Source organism: Bacillus safensis FO-36b (assembly GCF_000691165.1).
Classification (GTDB): Bacteria; Bacillota; Bacilli; order Bacillales; family Bacillaceae; genus Bacillus; species Bacillus safensis.
Window position 1 is genome coordinate 1 of record NZ_ASJD01000004.1, and the last position, 25,253, is coordinate 25,253.

Genomic DNA, 25,253 nt, shown 5'->3' on the forward strand with positions numbered 1-25,253 from the left:
CGGCACCTTTCCCAGTGAAATCATCACCGAGATTGGTCACACCTTGTAATGACTTTTTTAAATCTACCATTTGTTCGCGGAGTTCCTGATAGTGTTTTGCCCTTGTGTCCATGGCACTGGTTAGTGCTTTTGCATCAAGTATCTTGCCCAGCAGAATTCACTCCTTCCTATTCATTGACAAGGTCAATTTTACCAACACAGGGTTTGTCATGAAATAGGATTAAAGACACAAAAACAAGACCTAGAGTACTTTCTAGTGTTTATGGTTACTTGTTTTTTAATAAGTGATAACTATCTCTTCCTAAAAACACTCAAAACAATTTTAGTAGATAAAAGTTTGTCGACAATAAAAAGAAACAGAACATTCGTTGACAGAAAAACAAAAAAACCCTGCTACGCAAGAGTTTCAAAGATGATTCCAACCAGCGACCTCTACCCTATCAAGGTGAATGACCTCATCCGAAGCAAACGGACGTTTTCTGAAAAAGACTGATTTAATAAGGTTCTATAATGTGCAAGTGCATTTCTGATAAAAAACTGAAAGGGTTCGTCCCCAATCTGTCCCCATTTAAAAAAAACAGACCCTCAAGGTCTGTTTAGTTTTGCCTATGAGTTTTCAAATGTTGAATTTGGATCGATCATCGTCGTGTTTCGATCGGTTTTTTGAGGAAATACAGTGGTATTTCGATCAGTTGATTCTTGTGAGTAATTAAAAGAACCTAGGCAAGCAGCACCTACCAATAAAGTGGCGCTAATCAATATCTTCATTTTAATATTCATATAAACACTCCCCTTTTTGGATTTCGGTTTGAGCTTCTATGGCAGTTCTATAATAATCTGCTACCCTCTCCGAATCATTCCTTTTTTCATAAAGATTTGCAAGGCTTAAAGCAAACTCTTCAATATAAGGATACAACTTCTTTTCCTCTAACCCTTTAAACATTTTTCGTATATTTTCAATACCTTCATCTACATAAATTGTCTTTAATGAATTGAGCAATGTTTTATAAAACAGATTGTTTTCTGCTGTTGCACTTTTTATTCCTTTAGCGATATATTCAAGTGCTTCTTTTGTTTTATCACTTTTAAACAAAGTCCAACTTAAACTAAAAAATAATCTTGGTTTAATATCTTCATTGTTTTCAGTCATCTTATCCAACCCTTTTTTATAGAAGGAAGCAGCTTTAATATAATCCTGTTGCCTGTCATACGTATTTCCAAGATTCAAATAAGTTTTAGCGATTAATCTTTGATCATTTATTTCTTCAGCAAGATCTAGTGCTTTATGTAAGTGGGGGAGCGACTTCTCATATCGTTTAAAATCATCATAATTTCCTGCGATCACAAATAGACTTTGAATTTTTCTCACCTTATAAAGATCATAACGATCATAAATCTCTAGGGCTTTTATAATATGGTGCATAGAAACATGGGTTTGTTTCATAATGTAATATGCTTCAGCAACTTTAAAATGGAATTCTGCTTGTTCAATTTCATCTACAACAAGCGCCAGCTGCCTCTCAGCAATCTTATAATATTGAATGGCTTGTACATACTCTTTCTTACTGAATTCATGCATACCTCTAAAAAAGGCATTATAGTATTGCAACATTCCAGACAGTTGATGGTTAGAATTCTCTATTTTATCGACTAGCGCGGAAATTGATTGATCGAATGAAGGTTTTATATAATCGAGCATAAGCTGATGTCGAAAACACATCAATTGATAGTAAATGAGCAGGTCTTGATCCTCTTACATTCGCTCAATTTCTCGTTCTACCTCAGCTTTCAAAATCTCTGCATCGGGTACACTGAATTGCCGAATCATTTTATACCATTCATTTATTTTCACACCAACATGTGAAGAAAGAACTTTCTCCATTCCTTATTCCCCTTCCACTAATTTCCCTTATATTACATTTATTATCACATGTTTAAGTTTACAAGGCACCGAAAAGAAACCGCAAAAAGAACAGTTGAGTAACAGATTTTACGCATTTTCTTCACATAACAAAAAAGCAGACTCCATCAAGTCTGCCTTTCCTAAAAATCAAATGACTACACCTTTTGAAAATTAAGTATACAATGAATCGCTTAACCACTCTTCACAATGTTCTATAAGCAACCTCAAATATTCCACATATTGACCGACGTGATAGCCATCACAAACAGCATGATGTACTTGAATCGCAACGGGTAGGATGATTTTTTCTCCTTTCATCTTAAATTGACCTAACGTAAATATCGGCAGTAAATAAGTTTCATCTGTAGATACATTAAGGTTAAAAGAAGTAAAATCAATCCACGGCAGACTTGAAATATTGAACATGTTTTCTGGCATATGAGGTTTCGGAAATAGGTTGCTGCTTTTGCTAAATGTTTCAATGTCCGCTACACAGCTTTTATAAAACCGAGCAAAGTTTTCGTCATAAGGTGTCCAAATACTTGAAAATGTCTTTGTTTCTTTATTTAGAATCGTATAACTAGGATGGAGAAGATCCCAGTGACCAAGTTCATCGTTCACTAGATCCATCCGAAACTCCGGTATTTTTTGCACAGCCCTTGCTAACAAATAAATTTGCACAGGATATACTTTTAGCTTTTTTTCTTTTAATATTGAATGCAATGTCGTGATGTCTAGATCGATCACCAGACTATATGAGCATCGGGTTAACTTCATATAATGATGAAAGTGCTCTTTTCTCGGATAATTTTCATCTATTTGTTTAAACATTTTTTATCTCCTCCTGAATGTGATTTACTGTATTCAGGAGGAAACTTTATCTGTTTTCACCACCACAATCATCCTTTCAAGAGATATGTGTTTCTGTCCATTCAAAGTCTACCATGAGTTTCACCTACGATAAAGCCTTCAGCAACTCTTCGTAAGTCATCTTGCCTAACGTGAACTTTTCTAGTGCTATATATGTTTTCTCCGCTGAGGTATTCATTCTATTATGACATTCATTCACTAACTCATGTTCATTTGGTAATGGCTCATGTATATGTTCTTTTTTTCGAAATGCTTCATAGTATCTTATACCAAATATTCTCTGGGACATCGCATTGATGTGAATTCCGTCCGGATTAGGTATAAGACCTTTCGCAGTAACATAATAACAATTTTCATGATGATGAGCATATTTTTGAAGTTCCTCATTCATCAGTGGATATTCCACACATCCTGCGCCAAAGGCCACTTTTCCCAAGAAATCGCCCAAACCTCCTATTACAAGCGGAATGTTAGGTACAGATAATTCAGTTCTTAGTTCATGAAATAATCTTAGTATTTTTTCATAGTATACTTTGTATTTCCCATCTTGGCTGTCACTTTCTCCTTGATGCCATAATATCCCTGCCAATTCGCTACTTTCCTTTGCAAATTTAGCTTCACTTATTGCATGACGAAATAATGCTTCATCCGGCGACCACTCATCAATGGAACTGCCACCCTCTGCACAAGGAATAAGGCCAATCTTCTCTCCTTCATGATCCTTACACCAAGCCGCCGCAAAGGAAGCCCCCAGTCCTACGCCAGCTACCGGCCTATCAAAATGAATGGGTTCAGTCATCATTTGCCATCTACCATTTCGCAGCATCATGATCCTTTCATTATAAATCGGAGGAACTTCATGTTTGAAGCCGCGCCCCGCCATATTTGATTGTCCAATTAGTAAAAATGACTTCATATCTTTCTCCCCCTCGCTAATTATTTTATCAAATGTGTATTCACCTGAACGTTGAAGAAATATTTTGTATTATTTTTTACATGTTTATTATTGTTAACAGCTTGTAGCAGTGCAGCATCTACTAAAAAACAGCCACCACAGACAACGTGATTGAAGCTTTCAAAAGTGCTGGGCTTGAAGCAGAAAAACCAACTGATCTTGAACGAAAAGAGTTTGGAAATATAAGAGAAGAAGGAAAAAGGATTCTCATTCCTACTTTAGGTGAAAATGCTGGTGGAAGGATTTTTAAATTTGGAAATGAGACTGACCTTAACCAAGCCAAATCATCTTATGATGAGTTAGGAAATGCTGGATCTATGTTCTTCTCTCACACATATTCAAAAGGGAACTTCCTGCTTCAAATGAACGGAGAAATGAAGGATTCTGAGTTTGAGAAATATAAGAAAGTGATGGATGAGGAAATAAAATAGTTTAATTTCAATAAAAATTTCACTCCAGCTCACGGAGGTAACATTTTAGAAATGTCTTAATAATAAAAATGAAGTAGGTTTATGAACTGATGAACCTACCTCATTAGCCTTAATATATAAAGTCACTGTATAGATCAGACTGAATTACTTTATTAGGGGTTAAACCAGATTTCGAAACCATTTCTTTTACCTTTTTAACTATCTCTTTTGAACTTCTAGGGGAAACGTATATCTTTTGAATTAGTCTATTCAATTCACACGAAACCAAATTTCCGTTTGGACATGAGAACTCGTAAGACTTTCTTTCAAGCTCTTTAATTTTTTCATACCATTTCTCACTTGGGACACATTCTCTTTCAAACAAACCCTCTAAATATTGTGCGTCAACCCTGCTCGCAATAATCATCAATCTAAGCTCGTTTTCGTGAGAAAAAGATTTTCTTTTATAAAACAGGGTATCATAAATATTTCTACTAGTCATTTCCTTTTTAAAGTCAATATATTGTAACTTTCCAAAGAATACTCTGTATCTTAAATCGTTAATCGAGTTTATTAAGTCATTGCAGTTTGTTTTTATAGCTACCCCATCATGCCCACCAAGATATAAATCCCACATGGCTGCACTTTCATGTCTATTCATATGCCAACATGAGATGGCAGCAAACTCCTGAATCTTTTTCATGTATTCTCTAGAAGCTAAAAGCTCTCCATCATCTTTATATTGCTCAACTTCCCAGTTAGAATAACTTCCTTCGAGAGGGTCCTCAAATTTATTAGGTTTGGAGAAATACATAGCTTTGCTCATAAGCAATGAATTCAGTTTTCCTAAATCCATAAATTTCCAAACAGTAGGATTTCCGTCAACTTTATATTGCTCGCTATAATCATAAACGGATTCAAAATTCATTGCGTGCTCATATGCCTTCCTTTTATATTCTAAGTTCAATATGTTTCTTCCTCCATTTCTTATTTGTATATTAATTATACACTTTTAAATTTTATCAAGAATTGCAGATTTTAATAATTGCAGTATCACGTATGGAACGAAAGAAATATGAGTAAACAACACGAAAACAAGTCAAAGAAGAAAAAAGAATCAATCAAGAACTGTAAGAGTGAAAGTGATTTTCAAGTAAATTTTTTAGAAATTACCAACATTTATCAAATAAATTAGATACATTCCATACCCCTTGTGTTACCATTGATTATCACAAAAATAAGGTCAGGTGATATTAAAGTGAGATTTACTGAGATAGAAATAGATAACATAAAAAATTTACTCGATGCTTTTAAACAAGATGAAGTAGGAGGAATGATCGATCAACATTTTAGAAAGATTGTTAGAAAAAAAGACACTAACTTTGAAACATTTCGAGATAATAATTATTCTGACTTTGATTATAATGCTATAATCGGTTGGGAAGGACAATCATACTACTATGGATATAAAGAAAGTTTTTATAAAATAGCTCATCAATCTATTGAACATGCAAATTTAAATTCTGATATAATTGTGTACTCAGTAATTTTTAATTATAGACACTATCTAGAATTGGTTCTAAAGGATTTGATTACAAAATTTCAAATTTTTTTTAGAATTCCTCTAGTAACTACAATTACCCATAATTTAAAAGAATTACTGAATACTTTAATAGAAATACTTAAAAAAGAAAATTTAGATTTCTTAATTTCTTCTACTCAAATCAAAGTTATTGATGATTTTCATAAACTTGACAGCAAAAATGATGCTTTCAGATTTGTTTATAATATACAAGGAGGACTCAACCATACATTTGACCATAAACAAATAAATTTATTAAACTTACATTACACCATGAATGAAGTTTATGATGACTTTAACTCAATAGATTCGCTATTTGAACCAGATTGTTTCTTTGATGATGATTATACTAGACCTTATTATGAAAGTTTTATTATTGCATTACAACAACATATCTCACATTCAAAATTAAAACAGATTGATTCAGTAAATAAAATTAAAGAAAGAATTCTTGATTTCCAACATAAGTTAAGAAAAGATGGCCCATCCTTCAGTTTTAAAGAAGGGGATATTAGCCAACATTCAAATCCATATGAATTTATAATTAAAAGTAAAGAAATTAAAATATCCTTCATACTTCATATTGAAAATAATTGCAAATTCATCAAAATTATTTAAATGTTATAGTACTCACGGTTAGGTAATCAAAAGAGGGTATTTTAAATTGACCGCATAATACTTCTCAGTATGGTTATCTTTCCCATGACAAAAGCCATCCTTGAATAATTCAGGGATGGCTTTTCATCAACATCTTTTTATATGATATCGACTGAGCTCGAACAGCGACCTCTCCCCTAAAATAACAGACCCTCAAGGTTTGTTCTCATTTTGTCTATTAGTTTTCAAATGTTGAGTTTGGATCGATCATCGTTGTGTTTCGATCTGCTGCAATACTGTACTTCCTGCAGCTGAAATCACAGTAAGAGCAATCATCGTAAAATCCCTCTTAAAAATCATACAAACTATCCTCTCTCTGAATTTTGAGTTGTGTTTCTAATACTTTTGATAAGCAGCCGTAGCTTCTTCAAAGCGACCTTGTTTCCCATACCCATCTGAATACACTATATAGCTTGCATGTTGTCATATTGGCTTACGTTAAACTTGTGAAAAAATCGCATTCATGTATAATACAATTGATGTATGATGCATGAATTGAAGGAGGGTGATCTTTTTGAAAAGAGAAGATGCCTTAAAACTAAGAACAGATATTAAGAAAATGATTATATTAACTGGAGTTTTCGAATCTCAAAATTTGCCAAATGGACCGTTTGAAAAACCTCTACCAACTTCTCAAATGATGGCGTTAGAGGAACTAGAGGTGGAAAGATTAACTGTTTGGCAACTATCCAATAAACTTAGATTAGATACTTCAACTGTAAGTAGATTGGTAGATAAGTTAGTAAAAATGGGGCTTGTTTATCGTGAAGTAAATGAAAAAAACAGAAGAGAACTTTTTCTGCACCTCACAGAAAAAGGACACATTACTGTTAATCGCTTAAGAGAACAATCCCTTACATTTTATCAACGTATCCTCAATAATTTATCAGAATCAGAACAAAAAATAGTTGTGGATGGTTTTGAATTATTTATTGATTCTATTTCTAAGTCTTTTGATTAGAGTGAGGTAAATCATAACCTTTGGAGGATAAAATGAGCTTGGATTTTGAACGTCCTATTATTGAACTAAAAGAGAAATTTGATGAATTAAAGAAAATAATGAAAGAAAATAATGTAGATTTATCGTCAGAAATTCATTTATTAGAAAAACGTTTAAATAAAATGCAAGATGAAATTTATTCTAATCTTACACCTTTTCAACGAGTTCAAATTGCAAGGCTACGTAACCGGCCCACGACATTGGATTATATACCTTTATTGTTTACAAACTTTTTCGAACTTCATGGTGATCGATTATATGGTGATGATAAAGCAATGATAGGTGGTATTGCAAAATTTAAAGGAAAGCCCGTTACGGTTATTGGTCATCAAAGAGGTAGAAGTACAAAGGAAAATATAGAAAGAAATTTTGGAATGTCACATCCAGAAGGATATAGAAAAGCGCTAAGACTTATGAAATAAGCTGATAAATTTAATCGCCCTATTATTACATTTATTGATACAATAGGCGCCTATCCAGGGAAAGGGTCTGAAGAACGTGGAATTTCTGAAGCGATAGCTCGAAATCTATTTGAAATGACTACACTTAAAGTGCCAATTGTTTGTATTGTAATTGGAGAGGCATCAAGTGGTGGAGCCCTTGGCATTAGTGTCGGTAACCATATCCATATGTTAGAGTATTCATGGTACTCGGTCATTTCGCCAGAAGGAGCAGCATCTATCCTATGGAAGGACGCTAAGTATGCTCCAGAAGCTGCTGAACATATGAAAATTTCAGCAAAAGATTTAAAACAGTTAGGAATTATTGATGAAATCATTCCTGAAATGAAAGGTGGAGCACAAAATGATATAAAATCACAGGCAAAAATGATTGAATCTGCAATCGCATCATCTCTAAAACAATTGATACTATTATCTTCGGAAGAGCTAATACAACAGCGATATGAAAAGTATAGACAAATAGAGAATTATAAATGAAAATATTTAAAGTCCGTATTACATTTCGGAGGATTCTCGCAAAAAGTCTATATATTTTGCAAATAACCTCTTAAACTGGACACACCTTTTGGAGCCTTTGTTTTTTTGGGATCAAACATAGTGAATAAGGATTTCAGAAAAACGTCTCCTGAAAAATAAACACCGAAATAAACCCCTGACCTTTATGGCCAAGGGTTTTACTTATTCATTAGTTCGATGTTTTTGCTAATTAAGGCACTCTCATGTTGCAATGAAAATGTTTCTGCGTTAGTATGTATTATCACTTTTGAAAGGATGTGAGGAGATGAATGACTTTGTGACTTTCCTTCTTCTTACCTTATTTGTCGTTGCTTCTCCTGGAGTTGATTTTGCGTTAATTACTAAAAGAACCATCGGAACAGGAAAATGTGATGGGATGAAGATGGCATTAGGTCTTACATCTGGCGCTCTCATTCATACACTTGCCGCAGCATTTGGACTTTCTTTAATTTTAATGAAGTCTGCCTTAGCGTTTGAAATCATTAAGTATTTAGGTGCTATTTATCTTATATATCTAGGCGTGTCTTCTTTCGTCAACAAGAAAAAAAAAGACGATACATCTTTTCATGATGTTGTAGTTCCAAAACAATCTGCTTTTAAACAAGGTTTAATTTCAAATACTTTAAATCCAAAGGTTGCTATATTCTTTTTAACGTTTTTACCTCAATTCGTTACACCACAGTTCAATACTAGTCTTCAATTTGTCATTATGGGCTCTATTTATGCCCTATTATCTATACTGTGGTTTACGACGATTGTATTTCTGCTTGGATACATCAGGAAATTCCTATTATCAACAAAAGTTCAACTGACCATTGACAGAATAACAGGACTAGTTTTAGTAGGTTTTGGTGTAAAACTTTTGTTTACAAATCCAAAACATTAAATTTTGACCACAAGTAGAGTTAAATCATTTAAAACATAAAAACCCCCTATCCTACACAGGACAGGGGGTTTTACTTATTTTCAATGCTTTTTGAAGAGCTGCTTTTGTCTTCGGACCATAGATACCATCAGCTCTAAGCATGCAAGAGCTGGAATCGTTTGACCGCATTTTCTATTTTTGCTCCAAAGTAGCCGTCTATCCCATTTTTTCCGCTACCTTTTGAGGTTAGAAAAATACTGTAAGGCATTACTCTAGCATAGTTTGTTCATTTTAATCATCATAGATTGTTTAGCTCGAATCCTTATTCTATCCCTTGTATTGATATTGAGAATTGGTCAAATGATAACATATTTAATCAGTGTGTGCGATAGCCTTGACTTCAATCAATTGCTCTGGGAAAGCCAGATATGTCACACCAATGAGACTGCCAGCTGGTCTGTGTTGACCTAAGTATTCCTTGAATAGATCTATGACCGTTTCGGAGTGTTCTTGTGGATTTGTTAGAAAAATTTCAACATATGCAATGTTGGATTTCGTAGCTCCCAATTCCACCAATACCCGATCAAGGTTCTCAAATGTTTGCAGAGTCTGAGCTTCAATATTCTCCTTACCAACGAACATACCATTTTTATCGTATGAAAATTGACCTGAAATATAGATTATTCCTTTAACGCTATATCCTTGGGTAATACCGTGATCCCATAGATTGTGATTGTAGGTTTTAATATTAGTCATCGTTTTCTCTCCTTTATTTCAAAGTAAAGTAAGTATAGAATGAATATAGAGAGAAAAAAAGTACGCACTATTTAGATAGTTACTACCAGAAAGGATAGTGTCAATATGAGTATGGCCGATTATAGAAAAACGGGTAATATCCAAGAGACACCTTTTGGATATACTTTATCAGTTATAGGAGGCAAATGGAAAATGCTAATTCTGTATCTCCTTTCGGAAAATCAACCCGTTCGCTTTAATGATATGAAAAGGAGACTTGGAACGATTACCTTTAAAACATTGAGTGCACAACTTAAAGATTTAGAGGCAGATGGGATGATTATACGAAAGGAATATCCACAAGTCCCCCCCAAAGTGGAATACAGTCTTACAAATAAGGCAGAAACACTTTTACCAATTTTAGAACAGTTATGTGATTGGGGAGAGAAAAATCGAAGTAATTAAATTCTTTTTGTATAGATAATTCAAGTATTGACTATGAAGGTTTTGATAAAGCAATGGAGCGTATAGATAACTTCTAATCTAATGAATAGTCCCTATCTATCTTGTCTATACGTTTTGAGGTGTTGTATATCCAGTTAACTGTTTCTATTGAAAAAAGCCGTCCCTTTGGACGGCAAAATGATATTCATTTTATTTCATGCTTCCCCAGATAGATCTTCACCAGTATGGCCTGTCTTTGCATGCTCAAAGCTTATTAAAGGAAACTTGTTTGCATAGCAATTTGTTCTCCTTGATTTACTATAAGTGGATCTTTATTTTTTTCTAAAAATTTAACAATTTGATCCAGAACCTCACTAATTTTTTCGTTAATCGGCATATTTTGATTTAATAAGAAAAATGCAGAGAATCGTATCAGCTACTTGATAAAGCGCATCTTCATCTTTTGTTTTTTCAATATGATATTGCATCTTTTTAAAAAACCATTCAATTTCGTTCAAATCAACCATTGGGTAATATTGAATTTTATGCAGATTACCTTCATCAAGGACGTCCAATTCAAATATGGCTTCAAGTTCTTCTTTACTTATATGATCTTCATGAAGTTCATATTCACCCTCTGCTGCTTCCTCATCAACAGTGTACTCAGCTGTATAAAGACCTTCCATAAACTCGTCAAAAGAATCTGCCAACTTAAAGTCTTCTTCCATTTCTACATCAAAAAAGTGAATTGGGGGATTCTCTTTCGTTTTTCTATAATCCATTGCTACCCATGTATGGCCACCCCCGCTAATCAAAACAAGCCCTTCTGGCAGCTCCCACTCTTTTATTAAGTAGGCACTATCCATAATTCCTTCACCTTCTGCAATTCCTAAAAGATGATTAAATTGAATATGATCCTCAGCCCATGAATTAGAGTGAGTGGTTGGAAAAGCATTATGAACTATATAACCGCCATTCTGTTCTAATATGAGCTTTTTATATGTATCTGGCAAAGTGATTCCTAGTTTCTTTTCAGCCTTAGCTACTTCTTCTGCGGTGATCTTTTTTAACGTATAGTAACCTTCATCGTCTATTTCCCAAAAAGATTTCAAAGTTTATTTCCTCCTAGTGTCATTTAATAAAACACCTTTCACGAACTTATATTCTATTAAATTGTTTTTGGTGGTGATTGTATGTTTTATCTTGAGAGAAAGATTTATCGTATGAGTCGCTTTCGTAAGAATCCAACAATTGATGATCTGGTAAAGGCGAGAAGATCGTTAGGCAATCAGTCAAAACCTCCTACCAACTGAAAAAAAATCTGACGGATAAAGTTCGTCGCCAATCAAAAGAAACAGAACAAAAATTCGTTGTCAAAAAAACAAAAAACCCTTGCTAAGCAAGGGTTTAAACGATGATTCCGACTGGGCTCGAACCAGCGACCTCTACCCTGTCAAGGTAGCGCTCTCCCAGCTGAGCTACGGAATCGGGTTATGTATCAGTTCTGGGCTTTCTGTTACTGACAGTCTCTATTATATAACCATCATCATGAGGCGTCAATGGTTTTGTTCAAAAAAGCCAAAAAGCCGGTATCCGCACCGGCTTTTCACTGACTTTTATGACTGATTCACAAGAACTGGCTTTAATTGATCAAGTGCTTGTTTGAAGTCACGTTTGAGGTCTTCTCCGTTTTCGACACCTACACTTAAACGAAGCAGCCCATCTGTAATCCCTCTTTTTTCTCTTTCTTCTTTTGGCATAGCCGCATGGGACATTTTGGCTGGGTATGACAGAATCGATTCGACGGCGCCGAGGCTGACGGCGAATACAGGTAATGTAACGGCATCCACCAATTCTTTGACAGCCGCTTGGTTTTCTAGTTCAAATGAGAGAACGGCTCCTGCTCCGCTTGCTTGCTTTCGCTGAATATCTGCACCCGGATGGTCATCTAACCCTGGATAGTATACTTTTTTCACCGCAGGATGTTCTTTCAGAAATGTAGCGAGTTCAATTGCCGTTTGGCTTGCTTTTTCTAATCTGACCTGAAGGGTTTTTAATCCTCTTAGCACGAGCCAGCAATCCTGCACGCCAAGGACTGCACCGAAGGAGTTTTGCAGTGAATAGAGTTCCTCTCCAAGCTTCTCATCTTTCACCACGGCTAAGCCTGACAGCACATCACTGTGGCCGCTTAAAAATTTCGTTGCGCTGTGCAGAACAACGTCAACACCAAGGTCCAGCGGACGCTGCAGCGCAGGTGTTAAAAACGTATTATCTAAGAAAGTCAGACAGCCATGCTCTTTCGCAAGCTGGACGACACCTTCAATATCTGTAATCCCTAGTGTTGGGTTGGACGGTGTTTCCATGTAAATGACCTTTGTATTCGATTGAATGCCTCTTTTGACTTCATTCAAATCGGTCATATCCACGAAGGTATGCTCAATCCCAAATCTCGAAAGAACTTGAGTGATCATTCGGAAAGTCCCGCCGTACACATCTCTTGTGACAAGGACGTGATCTCCCTTTGATAATAGAAGAAAAGCGGTTGAAATGGCTGCCATGCCTGATGCAAAGGCAAGCCCTCTCGTTCCTCCTTCCAGCGCTGCAATCGTATCCTCTAATGCTTGACGTGTCGGAGTTCCCGATCTGGAGTAGTCATATTGGCCAAATTCATCGAAGCTGCTTTGATGAAATGTGGATGCATGCTGAATCGGTACACTGACTGCACCTGTTGAACGGTCTGTTTTAAACGCATTATGAACGAGTTGTGTTTCGAGTGTCCAATCGTGTGTGGTCATTTGGCGTGTACCTCCTCTTTTACTTGTGATAGTGCCTGTTTCAAGTCTGCTTTCAGGTCATCTACATGCTCGATGCCAACAGAGAAACGGAGTAGCTTGTTACATACACCGTTTGCAATGCGAATCTCTTCTGGAATATCCATATGCGTTTGCGTTGCAGGATACGTAATGAAGCTTTCGACTCCGCCAAGGCTTTCAGCAAAACAAATCGTTTTCAGCTGCTTCAAAAATGGATTGACCCAGTCCTCTTTGGCTACTCGGAATGAAAGCATGCCTCCCTTTCCTGGATAAAGCACATCTTGAATTTCTGGCTGCTCCTCTAAAAACTGTGCCAGCTCCTTCGCATTTGCCTCGTGCTGGCGCATTCTAAGAGCAAGTGTTTTCATTCCTCTCATTAAAAGCCATGAGTCAAATGGTGATAGAACCGCTCCAATTGCGTTTTGATGCTGGAACATGTCTTCAGACAGCTGCTCTCCTTTTGTGACCACAAGCCCGGCAAGAACGTCATTATGTCCGCCTAAATATTTGGTTGCGCTATGAATGACAATGTCCGCTCCAAGCGTAATGGGCTTTTGCAAGACTGGTGTGTAAAAGGTGTTATCGACAATCACCAAAGCGCCATGCTCTTTTGCAATCTTCGCTATTTTTTGAATATCTGTTTCCTGCATCAGTGGGTTTGTCGGTGTTTCAATAAAGACCGCTTTTGTGTTTGGCGTGATTTTAGAGCGTAAACAGTCTTCATCTGAAAAATCATCATAAAGAAAACGTAAGCCGTACTTTTTCCATTCGTTTTCAAACAAACGGTATGTACCGCCATATAGGTCTGAAGAGACGATGAGTTCATCTCCGCTTTCAAATAGAGCCATGATCGTTTGGATCGCCGCCATTCCCGAACTGAAGGCAAAACCGGCCGTCCCTTCTTCGAGTGAAGCAATTGCATCCTCTACGAGCTGTCTTGTTGGGTTTTTCGTTCGAATGTAATCAAATCCTGTAGATTCCCCTATGCCTCTATGTCTGTATGCTGTCGAAAGATAAACGGGAGGACTGACAGTGCCAGTCACCTCTTCGCTACGGTTTCCAATCTGCGCTAATTTCGTTTCCACATGTTCTGTCATTTGACACCATCCTAAGTAAAAATCTGATTTCAAAACAGAAAACCCCTTCTTCATAAGAAGAAGGGGTTTAATCGCTTCCTCTTATCTTCCAAGCAAAAAAGCTGCTTGCTGGATTTAGCACCTTGGTACATCACATGAAGTGATGCATACCGGTTGCTGAGGTTTCAAAGGGCCAGTCCCTCCACCTCTCACGATAAGAATGTGTTGTCTGTCTGTTCTAATTCTTAATACTGTAACCCATTAAATCTCATTTTTCAAGGGGAAATGACATGATTAATTAAAATTTTCTGTATTTTATAACAGAATGGATGTTATACGATTTGATTGCATGTTAGCATATAGGAACAATGCTGTTTTTCATGTTACAATGAATGGAAACGTTTCACTTTATGATGAATTTGGTTAGCTGGAGGAATGGATTATGGTGAAGAAAACAGGAATCATTCAAGAAGAAACCTTACAGTCAAAAGAACTTGGGGCGGACATGACCATTTTGATCTATTTGCCAGTCAATTACTCCCCCCTTTATACATATCATGTCATCATTGCCCAGGATGGTCATGATTATTTCCGCCTAGGCAAAATAGGCAGACAGGCAGAAGAATTGATGCAAAACAAAGAAATGGAACGCTCGATTATCATTGGTGTTCCTTATGAAAATGTCACAGAAAGACGAAACACGTATCATCCAGACGGTACAAAGTTTGAAGCGTATAAACGCTTTTTAGCAAATGAACTGGTCCCTTATATTGATAAACACTATCCAACCTATCAAATTGGATCAGGACGGACGTTTATTGGTGATTCACTGGGTGCGACGATTTCCCTCATGACAGCCATTGATTATCCTTCTTTATTTGGCGGGCTGATCTTGCAGTCCCCTTACGTTGACGAGTCGGTTTTAGAAGCCGTCAAACAGTCGACAGCCCTTTCTCATTATGCCATTATCCATCAAATTGGGCTTGAGGAAACGGCTGTGAAAACAACAGATGGCCAGGTGCTTGATTTTGTTCAGCCGAACGAAGATTTAAAGACCCTTCTTGAACAATCTGGTGCGGATTACTTATTTGAGACATTCGAAGGGGATCATAAATGGACGTTTTGGCAGCCGCTCATTGCGCCTTCGTTAAAAAGAATGCTCCCATATTCGTTAATCAACTGAATTTTGTTATAATAAACAATAATAAATACTTTCTTATTCAGGAGGGAACATGATGAAATACGGAGTTGTTATATTTCCATCAAAAAAATTGCAAGATATTGCGAACTCTTACCGGAAGCGTTATGATCCGAACTATGCACTCATACCGCCTCATTTAACATTAAGAACACCTTTTGAATTAACGGATCTAGAAGCGGCTGAGGTCGTCTCAACGTTAAGAGATTATGCAAAAAATGCTTCTCCTATTACGTTACGTATTAAAAAATTCAGTTCATTCGCTCCTGTAAACAACGTCATTTATATGAAAGTAGAACCGAACGAGGACATCATGGCGCTCAATGAAAGATTGTACGCAGATCCACTTGCTGGTACACCTGAATATGCCTTTGTTCCGCATGTGACAGTCGCTCAAAAACTATCCGATGATGAGCATTCAGACGTACTTGGCACATTAAAGCTGAGAAAGATTGACCATGAAGAAACAGTGGATCGCTTCCACCTTTTATATCAATTAGAGAACGGATCTTGGACCGTCTATGAAACATTTATTTTAGGAGAAGAGGGTTAAAGACATTTGAAAACAGTCATCGCAACAGAACAAACACAACGAGAAGATGCATATTATGTTCGAAAAGAAGTATTCGTAAAAGAACAAGAAGTTCCAGTAGAGATCGAAATAGATGAACTAGAGGACAAAGCCACCCATTTTGTCATTTACAATGATGACAAAAAGCCTCAGGCGGCCGCTAGACTGCGGATCATTGAGGGATCAAAGGCAAAGCTTGAACGCATTTGTGTGTTAAAAGAGGCGCGCTCCTTCGGCCTTGGCCACAAACTATTAGAGGCGCTAGAAACAGAAGCGATTGCAAATGGAGCAAAAGAAGCGGTTATGCATGCCCAAATCCAAGCTCTTCCTTTCTACGAAAAGAAAGGCTACAAAGCGGTTTCTGAACCGTTTGAAGAAGCAGGAATCAAACATGTCAAAATGACAAAAACACTGTCTGTTTGACCAAAAGAAAAGCCAGAGCATTCAAGATGCCCTGGCTTTTTCTTTTTCATTATCGTTCGCCAATGGAAGAAAGCGCAATCATTTATATATACGTATTGATATGAACGCCCTTGCCTTCCTCCATAAACATATCTCGTACAAAGCGTTCCCGCTTTTTTTGCTGTACTTTCGTTTCCGCTTCTGTCACTAAGTCCTCTTTTTTCTCCAGCTCTCTGTAAATCTTGTCATGAAAGGTGCGGGTAACCTTTGTTACTTTCGCGTAGTCTTCTTTATCCTGAGGAGCTGGACGATTGATATACTGAAAATACAGATCCGGCTGAATCGGGGCTATATATCCCATCAAGAACGCCTCCTTTGCTTCTCTCTTACTCTACTATTCCCTAATTATGACTGTTTGAAACACGCCTCATTTGATATGATTAGATGTGTTTCATTTTAAGATTGATTGACTATTGGAGGACTAGCTTTGAAATGCGCACGACGACATGATCGAACGATCTCATTACATACGTATTCGAGAGAACACTATCAATTCCTCCATGACGAGGGAAAAAAAGGACAATTATTCTGCCCATATTGCGGACAACCGGTCTTTTTTAGATTAAATATACATGATGAACCTGCCTTTATTCATAAGCACATGTCTCAGCAAGAGATTTGTGAAAAAGCTGAAGAACAAGCAGATCACAATAAAACGGCAGAACAAGAGGAAAGAGCTTCCTACAAAGAGCTTGGCGGCTTCCGTTTTCCAACCGGGAAACAGATCATCTCGCAAACGAACGAATCATATGACTGGCAGGAACCTAGGTCAATTCAATTTAGCGACGCCTTACATTTAGAAGAGAATGAACAAGTTCATACGATCGACCTCTTTCCGCATATCACCTTCAGCACACCACAGCTTCAAGCTGTCACACATCAAGATGGTCCGATGCTTGTGCTGGCTGGTGCCGGCAGCGGGAAAACAAGAGTCCTGACGGCTAGAGCGGCTTATCTCATGTCCCATCATCATATTCCTGCTCACCATATTTTACTCGTGACTTTCACCACAAAAGCGAGCAATGAGATGAAAGAAAGGCTGCGTAAGCAATATCAGCTTCATCCTTCACAAGCCAGCCAAGTAGTGACAGGCACCTTCCACAGTCTTTTTTATAAAATGCTGCTTCACGATGACGCAAGCAAATGGAACGGCCAGCATCTGATCAAGTTTGACTGGCAAAAGGAGCAATACATTCGAAAAGCCATAATGAATGAAGGGCTTGATGAAAAAGACTACCCTACTGATCAAGTACTGCAATCGATCGGCTATTGGAAAAATGCCTTTTTACCAGGTGAACTTCCTGATTTGAAGGATGAAAAGGAAAAACATATGTGGACGATCTATCAATCATATGAACAGCAAAAACGAGACAATCAGCAATTTGACTTTGATGATATGGCGATTGCCTGCTTACATATGCTGACAGAACAGCCCGAACTGCTAAAACGGTATCAAGAACGATTCCAGTATATTTTAGTGGATGAATTTCAGGATATTAATCCAGTACAATATCAATTGATTCAGCTTTTAGCCGGAGAATCAGAGCAGTTATTTTGTGTAGGGGATGATGATCAAGCCATTTACGCCTTTAGAGGGAGCAATCCTGCTTTCATTCTTGAATTCAAACAGGACTATCCTTCTGCTCAGATCGTCCATTTACATGCGAATTACCGGTCTCACCATACGATTGTCGCAAGTGCTGATGCGATTATTAAGAAAAATCAGCATCGCTATGAGAAGACGTTAAAAGCCGTGCGCGAGGAGAAAATTCCTCCGACGCTTTTTTATCCATATGATGAAGAAGAGGAAGCGACGATGATTGTCGCAGATATTCAGGAGAAAATTAAAAACGGTGCAAAGCCGAATGACTTCTGCGTGCTGTTTCGAACGAACACAGGCGGCCGTGCGATTTATGAACGGCTGCATCAATCGGCCATTCCGTATGAAACGGATGCCGGCGTCAAAGCCTTCTACAGCAGACGAATGGTTCGGGTTCTCCTCGCCTTTCTTTCTTTAAGTCAGGATGCAGATGATGTGGCCGCCATAAAACAGCTGCTGCCGGTTTTCTTTTTAAAGCAGCAAACCCTGAATACACTAAAGGCACTGACCATCACAGAAGATTGCTCAATGGTAGAAGCGCTCGGAAAACTGACAGATATACAGCCGTTTCAGCGGAAAAAGCTGCAATCAATTGTTCCTTTGTTCCGAACGTTACGGACGTTAAAGCCATCGGACGCAGTGACATTTATTGAACAAAAGATGGGACTCGGGGATTACTTAAAAAAACGGGTGAACGATACGAATGTACTTGAAAAAGGAGCGGATGATGTACGTGATGTGAAAACAGCCGCCAAACGCTTTGAAACGATTGAAGCCTTTCTCGCACATGCCGAACATATGAAGTCTGCCGAAAAGGAAAAAACAGATGAACCCGGTGTTCAGCTCATGACGATCCATCGCGCAAAGGGACTTGAGTTCCAGACAGTATACATCACTTGTGTGGTCGACGGGGCACTGCCCCATGATTTCTCACTGGATGAACTCAGAAACGGTGATGAAGAAGCGCTGGAAGAAGAACGCCGTTTATTATACGTGGCCATGACAAGAGCTGAACAATCTCTTTATCTGTCTGTTCCATCATTTAGACGAGGAAAAACGGCTCATCGTTCTCGCTTTTTATATCCTCTTCTAAAGAAAAACCGTGAATTATTTACGCAAAAACAACAGGCCCCCCTTTAAACGGAGAGCCTGTTGTTTATTTTTTGTTGTTCATCATTTTAGAGATTGTATTGAAATCAAGCTTTTCTTTTCCACTTGTAATCGATTGAACGATTTTGTCTTCCATTTCTTTAGGTACACGTTTGTTCGCAAGCTGCGCTACTTTTTTAATGACACCTCGAACGGTATTCTCATCTTTAAAGTTGGCATTTTGCAAAGAACCTGCAAGTTTAAACACATCATTCATATTCACACCGGTTTTGTTTTCTACGCTTTTAAAGAATTTATTATCCATTCATTTGCCTCCTCTTTGTGGAGTAATCACCTTACTATATGAAAATAGGCGAGATATGTGCCTATCCTAAAGCCTTGTTTGATCAAAGAGAAAGGAAAGCAAAAGGCTTCCCCCTTGCTTCCCTCACCTTCTTACTTTTTAGTAGTTAAAGAAAGAAGCACCAACGATAATTAGAAGGATGAAAAGCACAACGACAAGAACAAATGTTGATCCATATCCGCCGCCGTAGCCACCTCCGTAGCCGCCGCAAGAACCGCCACCGTAACAACTCATATATAAGCACCTCCTCTTCTCCCTTACAAAGTATGAAAAATGAAAGAAATGGTTTGGACGATCACATAAAAAAGTGCGGAATTTTTATTTCTGCTGTTTAAATACGTAATCTGCCTCTCTATGACGCATCATGAATGCTTCTGTTTCTTTCGCAAAAGCCTCCATCTTCACGCCAAATTCTTTTAAGTGCTCCTCAAGATCATTCGCTTTATCCGTTAGATCCATTTCAGCCTTCTCGTGCGCTTGTTCTTTCCCATCATGGGGTTTAGTGAACAAGGAACCAATTAATTGTTCGAATGCATCCATTCTGGTCACCCCTTCCCTCTTACATATGCATCACTCAAAAAAAGGGCAACAAAAAAACCGGATAAATCCGGCTTTTGTTTTTCTCTTCTATTGAGGTTTCTTTTTGTTTCCACAGCCGCATCCTGTTTTCTTGATTTTCTTCGTATATACAGATTGTTGATTTGACTGCGCTGGATAACCTTGAAGCGTATGTGACGGCGTTTCGTTTGGTTTCATCGCAACCCTTCCTTTCCTATTCCATGATAGTATATGCATTTGTTGAAAGCGTGTCTGATCAGAATGCCTGTTTATTTCACAAGCTTTGAGACGACCGCTTCAATGATGCCTGCTGCTGCGGCAATCGCTAATAGTAAATTAAGCCACATGCTGATGACAGGAAAAAGTATGTATATCAGAAGTAAGGCAGCAGTGCACCATATGCCAGTACACCAATAACAGCTTAACAGTTCTCCAACCCAAGACCGCAGTCCTTCCCCTTTAATGATGATATATGTTTCGACCTCACCTTGTTCGTTTACCTCTTCCTGTTCTTCATGAAATAGACGGCGGAAAGGGGCCGTAATGGTATCAAACACAATCAGTCTCGTCAGTCTAAAGGATGCGAGGGCAAACACGACAAATGACAAAGCACCGCTCAGAAGCCTCCACCTCCTTCTTTCTTCTTTTTCCGTCCTTTCTTTATATATGCAAGAAAAAAGATCGTCATGATGAATCGAGCGGAAATAAAATTGGGTTGTACTTTTTCACACTTTCCGATTCCACCTTGCGTCCTTACTGCATTAAATAATGTATAGATAAGAAAGGAGTGAAAGTATTGTCTATTGAAGAAAGTGCTGAAATATTATATACACAACTGTTAAACGAATTAATCAGCAATTATGATGATTTCATTGAGATCAAAGATTCCGAAAATGTCACAATTCATAAAACAGATGTAACAGCTGCACTCTCCCTTCAAGCGACCGTAACGACAATCATTACTCTTTTAATCCAAATTCTTGTACCAGACGATGAAGTGGCTGCCGACATCACAGATCAGCTTTTATCCACACAACAAGTGACAGTCCAAAAGAAAACTGTGATTCAAATCATCAACTGCCATAACATTACGATTACATTATCAGATGCATCCATTATGAACTCCGTCCAAATTCTCACTCAAACATTGAATGTACTCTTAGTTGAAGCCGGCATTCTTTGACCCTTTCTTTTTCTAACATGACGTATGAAAGAGGTGAAATCATCGTGGCTGAAGAGAACGAAAAAAAGGAGTTTCAAATCAATACTGATATTGATCCATTAACAAGTCTTCTTGTAAGTGATGTGTTAAACAAAAACAATATTACTGATGATCAGAAAGCAAATATCTCAGATGATCAAAGAAGAATGATTTTGAAATTAGTGGAGGACTTGCAAAAGAAAGCAAATGATTTCGTAGAACAGCAGCAGGAGAAAAAAAGGCAGGCTGAGGCAGCAAAACAGCCGGAACAAGTAGAGCCTGAACCAAAAGTACGTCCAAAACGAAATTCACTTCGAAATCGTATTCAGCAACGCCGTGATGCGCAGCGTAATAACGATTAAATAAAAATGGGTTGCCTGCTAGGGTAAATGCCCGAGACAAAACCACGCATTCCAGCATTTAATAAAGTAAACGGAAGGAGGAATAGAAATGGATTCTAAACCATATTCTTGGGTCGCTCTAGATCGTAACTGTACACACCACGGACACCACGGACACCACAGACACCACGACGATTGCAACTATGAAAGAAAAGCACTTTGTGACGACTATTATGATGATGAAGATGTCTTACAAGACTTGGATCAAGTAAGTTTCACAAAGCAGACATCTGAAGAAGTCATTATCGTCAGAGACTCTTGTGACATTAACGTCTCTTCTGTTGATGCACAGGTTGCAGCATCTATCCAAGTAGCGATTCAAACAGCGATCATCACTATTACAAATATCTCAATCGCTGACGGTGATTTGGCAGACCGCGTTACGCAGGATCTTTTACAAGCCGCTACTCACAAACAAACAAACCGCCAAAAACTTGTCATCGAAAATTCAAGAAACGTTACAGTATCTACAATCGATGCGGACATCTCTATCGCAATCCAAACACTTACTCAAACACTTGTTGCGACAATCGTTGCAATCGGTATCCTCTAATGTACAAAAGCAGAGCGAAAAGCTCTGCTTTTCCTTTTATCAAAATACATCAAATATAAATGGTCATTTACCCACACCAACTAGAGGGCGCATACATATGTTGTTAAGGACTAAAGTCAAATACCTTGTTAAAGGAGCTGAAATCCATGAGCTGCGGAAAACACCATGGCCGACATGATGAAAACTGTGTATGCGATGCGGTTGATAAGATTTTAGCAGAGCAGGAAGCTGTAGAAGATAAATGTCCTACGAGCTGCTACAGTAATTTATTAAGCCCAACAGTTTCTGGAAAAGATACGATTCCGTTTTTACTTTTTGATAAAAAGGGCGGGTTGTTCTCTACTTTCGGAAACATCGGAGGATTCGTTGACGATTGCCAATGCTTCGAATCTATTTTCTTCCGGGTTGAAAAATTACACGACTGCTGTGCTACGTTATCTGTATTAAGACCTGTTGATGTACACGGACATACGCTAAGCGTATGTCACCCTTGTGACCCTGACTTCTTTGGTCTAGAAAAAACGGACTTTTGTATTGAGGTTGATCTAAACTGCTTCTGCGCAATCCAATGCTTAAACCCAGAGCTTGTCGACAGAGTCATGCCATCAAAAGATAAAAAGCATCATCACCACGGCTAAATCAACAGGCCGCTCATCTAACTTGTCATGAATCAAAGCATCCCCTTCCTCACGAATGACAGCCAATCATGCGGAGCAGTCAGCATAAGAAGCGGCTGCTTCCGCATTGGTTAAATTAGATGCACGAGCCGGCAAAGATAGCTTGAAGATGATGACAGTGCTCAAACACTCAAACAAATTTCCTAGTATAGGAGGGTTGAATATGAGCCGCAATCATTCATGGAGCTGTGTAACAGAGGCTGTTGAAAACATTAGCGACTTGCAAAATGCTGTCAAAGAAGATTGCCCGACCAGCTGTTACAGCAATCTCCTTTCTCCATCACATTCATTAGGTGACACTGTCCCGTTTGTTCTCTTTACATCCAAATCAAAACCATTCGTCGCATTCGGAAACGTCGGAGAAGTAGATGCAGGCCCTTGCTTCAGTACTGCATTTTTCAGAGTCGAACATATCTGTGATCACTGTGCAACACTCAGCTTGCTTATCGCATTTGACAAAGACCGTCATATTTTAGATTTTACAGATAAAGATTCCCTATGTGATGTGTTCCGATTAGAAAAATCGAAGTATTGTGTTGAAGTAGACCTTGACTGCTTCTGCGCAATCGAGTGCCTAAACCCAAGACTCATCAATCGTAACTGCTAACAAAAAAAGTCCCTAAATGGGACTTTTTTTATTAGTTAAAAACCTAGCGGGTGGATGGAAGAAATCTCAGCAATCGCTAATTCGACTGGATTTCCCCCGCCTGCTGTACGAATGATCACAGTATCATCTTTTCGATCCATGATGATCCCTCGATATGTTTTACCATCAGCTTCAATCAGACAAAGAGCCCTTGGCATATTATGAGGCAGTCTTGTGAGAAAATCGACTTTTTCATCAATACTCATCTGACTTAAAGGCTTTTTCACTCGTTTTCTTCTTGGTTCTTCTTTTGTTTCATGAAAGACACCTTCTGGCTGGTTTCCCTCTTCTTCTTGAGGCTCTCGCTTTTGTATGATCTCTGGTTCTTGTGTGATCTCTTGTTCCTGCGCAGGCTCGGCTTCTTGTGTAGCCTCTTGTTCCTGTGCAGGCCCTGCTTCTTGTGGGATCTCTTGTTCTTCTGTAAACTCAGCTTCTTGTGTTATTTCTCGTTCATGTTGAAGTTTAGGCGGCTCGGCTTCTTTTTTATGCTCTATTTCTTGAGCTGCAGGTTCCTCCTGCTTGCTTTCTTTGATCACATCTTTTGTATTGGGCTCACTTTCTGGCTGTTTTTCTGATTTCTTTCGCTTTCTCACAATATTTTGCATGGCCGGCTTTGATTCTTGATAGCTCGGCTGAACAATATACATCAGCGGCTTTTGATTCTCATCACCTTTATTTGACATACTAATCCCTCCCGAATGATTCATTCCTTATATATATGAACGGAGGCCTCAAATCAGAAGAAAAATAAAAAAACAGCATACCCTTCATCGGTATGCTGCAAGTCTTGTATTCGTTTAGCGGGCAATGATATGGAAGCCAGAATCAACATGCAGATTCTCACCTGTCATGCCGCGAGATAGATCACTGAATAAGAATAGAGCTGTATCGCCAACTTCTTCAGGAGTTGTTGTACGGCGGAGCGGTGCACGCTCTTCAATATCCTTCAGAATGGTATTAAAGCCGCTGATGCCTTTTGCAGATAACGTACGAATTGGACCAGCAGAAATACTGTTCACGCGGATGCCTTCTGCGCCTAAATCAGCTGCTAAATATTTCACACTTGCTTCAAGTGATGCTTTCGCTACACCCATTACGTTGTAGTTTGATACAACACGCTCTCCGCCTAGGTATGTAAGCGTCACAATGCTTCCACCCTCTGTCATTAATGGACGTGCTGCTTTTGCTACAGCAGTTAATGAGTATGCACTAATATTGTGCGCCAAAAGGAAACCTTCACGGTTCGTGTTCAAGTATTCGCCAACAAGCTCTTCCTTGTTTGCAAATGCAATGGCATGTGCAACGCCATGAATGACTTGTACTTTTTCTTTAATTGCAGCGAAACATTTTTCGATTTCTTCGTCACTTGTCACGTCACATGGAAGAATAATTGAATCATCACGCTCAAGTGTGCTTGCCAGCTCTTTTACCGATTCAGCAAGACGATCTCCAACATAAGTAAAAATCAAACGAGCTCCAGCTTCATGAAGTGAGCGGGCAATTCCCCAAGCGATGCTTCGTTTATTGGCAACACCCATCACCACGATATTACGGCCTTCTAAAGAAAAGTTCATATGTAATAAAGCCTCCTATTTTTTCAAGACATAGTATTAGTACCTGATCATAATATTATCACAGATCATAAG

Annotated in this window: 29 protein-coding genes, 1 tRNA gene, 4 pseudogenes and 1 riboswitch; of the genes and pseudogenes, 15 read left to right on the top strand and 19 right to left on the bottom strand. The window is 38.2% G+C overall.

Features of this window, described 5'->3' with window-relative positions; translation table 11 throughout:
• The 4 genes and pseudogenes from BA81_RS19240 to BA81_RS10440 all read right to left on the bottom strand — a co-directional run.
• Window positions 1-154, bottom strand: a 154-nt coding sequence (locus BA81_RS19240; protein WP_155267115.1) for a T7SS effector LXG polymorphic toxin, incomplete at its 3' end; no start/stop codon positions are given.
• A gap of 615 nt (window positions 155-769) precedes the next feature.
• Window positions 770-1,882, bottom strand: a pseudogene (locus tag BA81_RS10430) (response regulator aspartate phosphatase).
• A 192-nt stretch (window positions 1,883-2,074) separates the two neighbouring features.
• On the bottom strand, window positions 2,075-2,734 hold the full coding sequence (gene catA, locus BA81_RS10435) for a type A chloramphenicol O-acetyltransferase (RefSeq protein WP_034282005.1): 660 nt from the start codon (window positions 2,732-2,734) through the stop codon (window positions 2,075-2,077).
• A 124-nt stretch (window positions 2,735-2,858) separates the two neighbouring features.
• On the bottom strand, window positions 2,859-3,689 hold the full coding sequence (locus tag BA81_RS10440; RefSeq protein WP_034282007.1) for a sialate O-acetylesterase: 831 nt from the start codon (window positions 3,687-3,689) through the stop codon (window positions 2,859-2,861).
• 90 nt (window positions 3,690-3,779) lie between these two features.
• On the opposite strand from BA81_RS10440, the pseudogene BA81_RS10445 reads away from it, so the two are divergent.
• A pseudogene (locus BA81_RS10445) lies at window positions 3,780-4,159 on the top strand (stress protein).
• A gap of 109 nt (window positions 4,160-4,268) precedes the next feature.
• Here BA81_RS10445 and BA81_RS10450 read toward each other — a convergent pair.
• Window positions 4,269-5,105 carry a DUF2971 domain-containing protein gene (locus BA81_RS10450; protein WP_034282008.1) on the bottom strand — a complete coding sequence of 279 codons (837 nt, stop codon included), beginning with the start codon at window positions 5,103-5,105 and terminating at the stop codon, window positions 4,269-4,271.
• A 291-nt stretch (window positions 5,106-5,396) separates the two neighbouring features.
• Between BA81_RS10450 and BA81_RS10455 the strand changes: the two genes are divergently transcribed.
• The 4 genes and pseudogenes from BA81_RS10455 to BA81_RS10470 all read left to right on the top strand — a co-directional run bounded on the left by BA81_RS10455 (window position 5,397) and on the right by BA81_RS10470 (window position 9,240).
• Window positions 5,397-6,338 carry a hypothetical protein gene (locus BA81_RS10455; RefSeq protein WP_034282009.1) on the top strand — a complete coding sequence of 314 codons (942 nt, stop codon included), beginning with the start codon at window positions 5,397-5,399 and terminating at the stop codon, window positions 6,336-6,338.
• 553 nt (window positions 6,339-6,891) lie between these two features.
• On the top strand, window positions 6,892-7,338 hold the full coding sequence (locus tag BA81_RS10460) for a MarR family winged helix-turn-helix transcriptional regulator (RefSeq protein WP_034282010.1): 447 nt from the start codon (window positions 6,892-6,894) through the stop codon (window positions 7,336-7,338).
• Window positions 7,339-7,370: 32 nt separating this feature from the next.
• A pseudogene (locus BA81_RS10465) lies at window positions 7,371-8,315 on the top strand (acetyl-CoA carboxylase carboxyltransferase subunit alpha).
• A gap of 304 nt (window positions 8,316-8,619) precedes the next feature.
• Window positions 8,620-9,240, top strand: coding sequence for a LysE family translocator (locus BA81_RS10470; RefSeq protein WP_034282011.1), 621 nt, complete (start codon window positions 8,620-8,622; stop codon window positions 9,238-9,240).
• Window positions 9,241-9,373: 133 nt separating this feature from the next.
• On the opposite strand, the gene BA81_RS20160 is transcribed toward BA81_RS10470, so the two are convergent.
• Both BA81_RS20160 and BA81_RS10475 read right to left on the bottom strand, forming a co-directional pair.
• Window positions 9,374-9,487, bottom strand: a complete 114-nt coding sequence (locus tag BA81_RS20160) for a peptidoglycan-binding domain-containing protein (RefSeq protein WP_374725083.1) — start codon at window positions 9,485-9,487, stop codon at window positions 9,374-9,376.
• A 104-nt stretch (window positions 9,488-9,591) separates the two neighbouring features.
• Window positions 9,592-9,975, bottom strand: a complete 384-nt coding sequence (locus BA81_RS10475; RefSeq protein ID WP_034282012.1) for a RidA family protein — start codon at window positions 9,973-9,975, stop codon at window positions 9,592-9,594.
• Window positions 9,976-10,080: 105 nt separating this feature from the next.
• Here BA81_RS10475 and BA81_RS10480 point away from each other — a divergent pair, with 105 nt between their 5' ends.
• Window positions 10,081-10,419, top strand: coding sequence for a winged helix-turn-helix transcriptional regulator (locus tag BA81_RS10480; RefSeq protein WP_025093428.1), 339 nt, complete (start codon window positions 10,081-10,083; stop codon window positions 10,417-10,419).
• A gap of 253 nt (window positions 10,420-10,672) precedes the next feature.
• On the opposite strand, the pseudogene BA81_RS10485 reads toward BA81_RS10480, so the two are convergent.
• From BA81_RS10485 to BA81_RS10500, 4 genes and pseudogenes are all read right to left on the bottom strand, one after another.
• Window positions 10,673-11,510 (bottom strand): annotated as a pseudogene (locus tag BA81_RS10485) (SMI1/KNR4 family protein).
• A gap of 303 nt (window positions 11,511-11,813) precedes the next feature.
• Window positions 11,814-11,886 (bottom strand) — tRNA-Val (locus BA81_RS10490).
• 128 nt (window positions 11,887-12,014) lie between these two features.
• The gene (gene metC, locus BA81_RS10495; RefSeq protein WP_034282014.1) at window positions 12,015-13,193 is read right to left on the bottom strand and encodes a cystathionine beta-lyase; all 1,179 of its coding nucleotides are present in this window, start codon (window positions 13,191-13,193) and stop codon (window positions 12,015-12,017) included.
• Window positions 13,190-14,308 (bottom strand): methionine biosynthesis PLP-dependent protein, encoded by a 1,119-nt coding sequence (locus tag BA81_RS10500; RefSeq protein WP_034282016.1) that lies wholly within the window; start codon window positions 14,306-14,308, stop codon window positions 13,190-13,192. The genes metC and BA81_RS10500 overlap by 4 nt, the downstream gene beginning before the upstream one ends.
• Window positions 14,309-14,386: 78 nt before the next feature.
• A riboswitch (SAM riboswitch) is annotated at window positions 14,387-14,508 on the bottom strand.
• A 221-nt stretch (window positions 14,509-14,729) separates the two neighbouring features.
• Here BA81_RS10500 and BA81_RS10505 point away from each other — a divergent pair.
• The 3 genes from BA81_RS10505 to BA81_RS10515 are packed head-to-tail and all read left to right on the top strand — an operon-like array spanning window position 14,730 to window position 16,479.
• Window positions 14,730-15,470: an alpha/beta hydrolase gene (locus BA81_RS10505; RefSeq protein ID WP_034282018.1), complete on the top strand. Its 741-nt coding sequence runs from the start codon at window positions 14,730-14,732 to the stop codon at window positions 15,468-15,470.
• A 52-nt stretch (window positions 15,471-15,522) separates the two neighbouring features.
• Entirely contained in the window at window positions 15,523-16,038 is a 516-nt protein-coding gene (locus BA81_RS10510) for a YjcG family protein (RefSeq protein WP_024426454.1), read from the top strand.
• 6 nt (window positions 16,039-16,044) lie between these two features.
• Window positions 16,045-16,479 (top strand): GNAT family N-acetyltransferase, encoded by a 435-nt coding sequence (locus tag BA81_RS10515; RefSeq protein ID WP_034282019.1) that lies wholly within the window; start codon window positions 16,045-16,047, stop codon window positions 16,477-16,479.
• Window positions 16,480-16,561: 82 nt separating this feature from the next.
• On the opposite strand, the gene BA81_RS10520 is transcribed toward BA81_RS10515, so the two are convergent.
• Window positions 16,562-16,819 (bottom strand): hypothetical protein, encoded by a 258-nt coding sequence (locus BA81_RS10520; protein ID WP_003210759.1) that lies wholly within the window; start codon window positions 16,817-16,819, stop codon window positions 16,562-16,564.
• 126 nt (window positions 16,820-16,945) lie between these two features.
• On the opposite strand from BA81_RS10520, the gene BA81_RS10525 reads away from it, so the two are divergent.
• Window positions 16,946-19,258, top strand: a complete 2,313-nt coding sequence (locus BA81_RS10525; protein WP_034282020.1) for a UvrD-helicase domain-containing protein — start codon at window positions 16,946-16,948, stop codon at window positions 19,256-19,258.
• A gap of 16 nt (window positions 19,259-19,274) precedes the next feature.
• Here BA81_RS10525 and spoVIF read toward each other — a convergent pair whose 3' ends face one another.
• From spoVIF to BA81_RS10545, 5 genes are all read right to left on the bottom strand, one after another.
• Window positions 19,275-19,532 carry a sporulation-specific transcription regulator SpoVIF gene (spoVIF, locus tag BA81_RS10530; protein WP_034282022.1) on the bottom strand — a complete coding sequence of 86 codons (258 nt, stop codon included), beginning with the start codon at window positions 19,530-19,532 and terminating at the stop codon, window positions 19,275-19,277.
• A 138-nt stretch (window positions 19,533-19,670) separates the two neighbouring features.
• Window positions 19,671-19,805 carry a YjcZ family sporulation protein gene (locus tag BA81_RS19250; protein ID WP_034282023.1) on the bottom strand — a complete coding sequence of 45 codons (135 nt, stop codon included), beginning with the start codon at window positions 19,803-19,805 and terminating at the stop codon, window positions 19,671-19,673.
• Between the two features lie 84 nt (window positions 19,806-19,889).
• Window positions 19,890-20,111 (bottom strand): hypothetical protein, encoded by a 222-nt coding sequence (locus BA81_RS10540; RefSeq protein WP_034282024.1) that lies wholly within the window; start codon window positions 20,109-20,111, stop codon window positions 19,890-19,892.
• 87 nt (window positions 20,112-20,198) lie between these two features.
• Entirely contained in the window at window positions 20,199-20,327 is a 129-nt protein-coding gene (locus BA81_RS20070) for a hypothetical protein (RefSeq protein ID WP_255290946.1), read from the bottom strand.
• A 71-nt stretch (window positions 20,328-20,398) separates the two neighbouring features.
• Entirely contained in the window at window positions 20,399-20,749 is a 351-nt protein-coding gene (locus tag BA81_RS10545; RefSeq protein ID WP_024426459.1) for a DUF1360 domain-containing protein, read from the bottom strand.
• Window positions 20,750-20,916: 167 nt separating this feature from the next.
• Here BA81_RS10545 and BA81_RS10550 point away from each other — a divergent pair, with 167 nt between their 5' ends.
• From BA81_RS10550 to BA81_RS10570, 5 genes are all read left to right on the top strand, one after another.
• Window positions 20,917-21,312 carry a spore coat protein gene (locus BA81_RS10550; RefSeq protein WP_223250954.1) on the top strand — a complete coding sequence of 132 codons (396 nt, stop codon included), beginning with the start codon at window positions 20,917-20,919 and terminating at the stop codon, window positions 21,310-21,312.
• 44 nt (window positions 21,313-21,356) lie between these two features.
• Window positions 21,357-21,692 (top strand): hypothetical protein, encoded by a 336-nt coding sequence (locus BA81_RS10555; protein WP_034282321.1) that lies wholly within the window; start codon window positions 21,357-21,359, stop codon window positions 21,690-21,692.
• 88 nt (window positions 21,693-21,780) lie between these two features.
• Window positions 21,781-22,284 (top strand): spore coat protein, encoded by a 504-nt coding sequence (locus BA81_RS10560; protein WP_034282028.1) that lies wholly within the window; start codon window positions 21,781-21,783, stop codon window positions 22,282-22,284.
• A 146-nt stretch (window positions 22,285-22,430) separates the two neighbouring features.
• Window positions 22,431-22,922: a CotY/CotZ family spore coat protein gene (locus BA81_RS10565; RefSeq protein ID WP_003211658.1), complete on the top strand. Its 492-nt coding sequence runs from the start codon at window positions 22,431-22,433 to the stop codon at window positions 22,920-22,922.
• Window positions 22,923-23,124: 202 nt separating this feature from the next.
• Complete coding sequence (locus tag BA81_RS10570) at window positions 23,125-23,568, top strand: CotY/CotZ family spore coat protein (RefSeq protein WP_024426462.1); 444 nt, start codon at window positions 23,125-23,127, stop codon at window positions 23,566-23,568.
• Window positions 23,569-23,603: 35 nt separating this feature from the next.
• On the opposite strand, the gene BA81_RS10575 is transcribed toward BA81_RS10570, so the two are convergent.
• The gene (locus BA81_RS10575; RefSeq protein WP_034282029.1) at window positions 23,604-24,290 is read right to left on the bottom strand and encodes a CotO family spore coat protein; all 687 of its coding nucleotides are present in this window, start codon (window positions 24,288-24,290) and stop codon (window positions 23,604-23,606) included.
• A gap of 114 nt (window positions 24,291-24,404) precedes the next feature.
• Window positions 24,405-25,181, bottom strand: a complete 777-nt coding sequence (gene fabI / locus BA81_RS10580) for an enoyl-ACP reductase FabI (protein WP_024425017.1) — start codon at window positions 25,179-25,181, stop codon at window positions 24,405-24,407.
• Window positions 25,182-25,253: the final 72 nt, after the last annotated feature.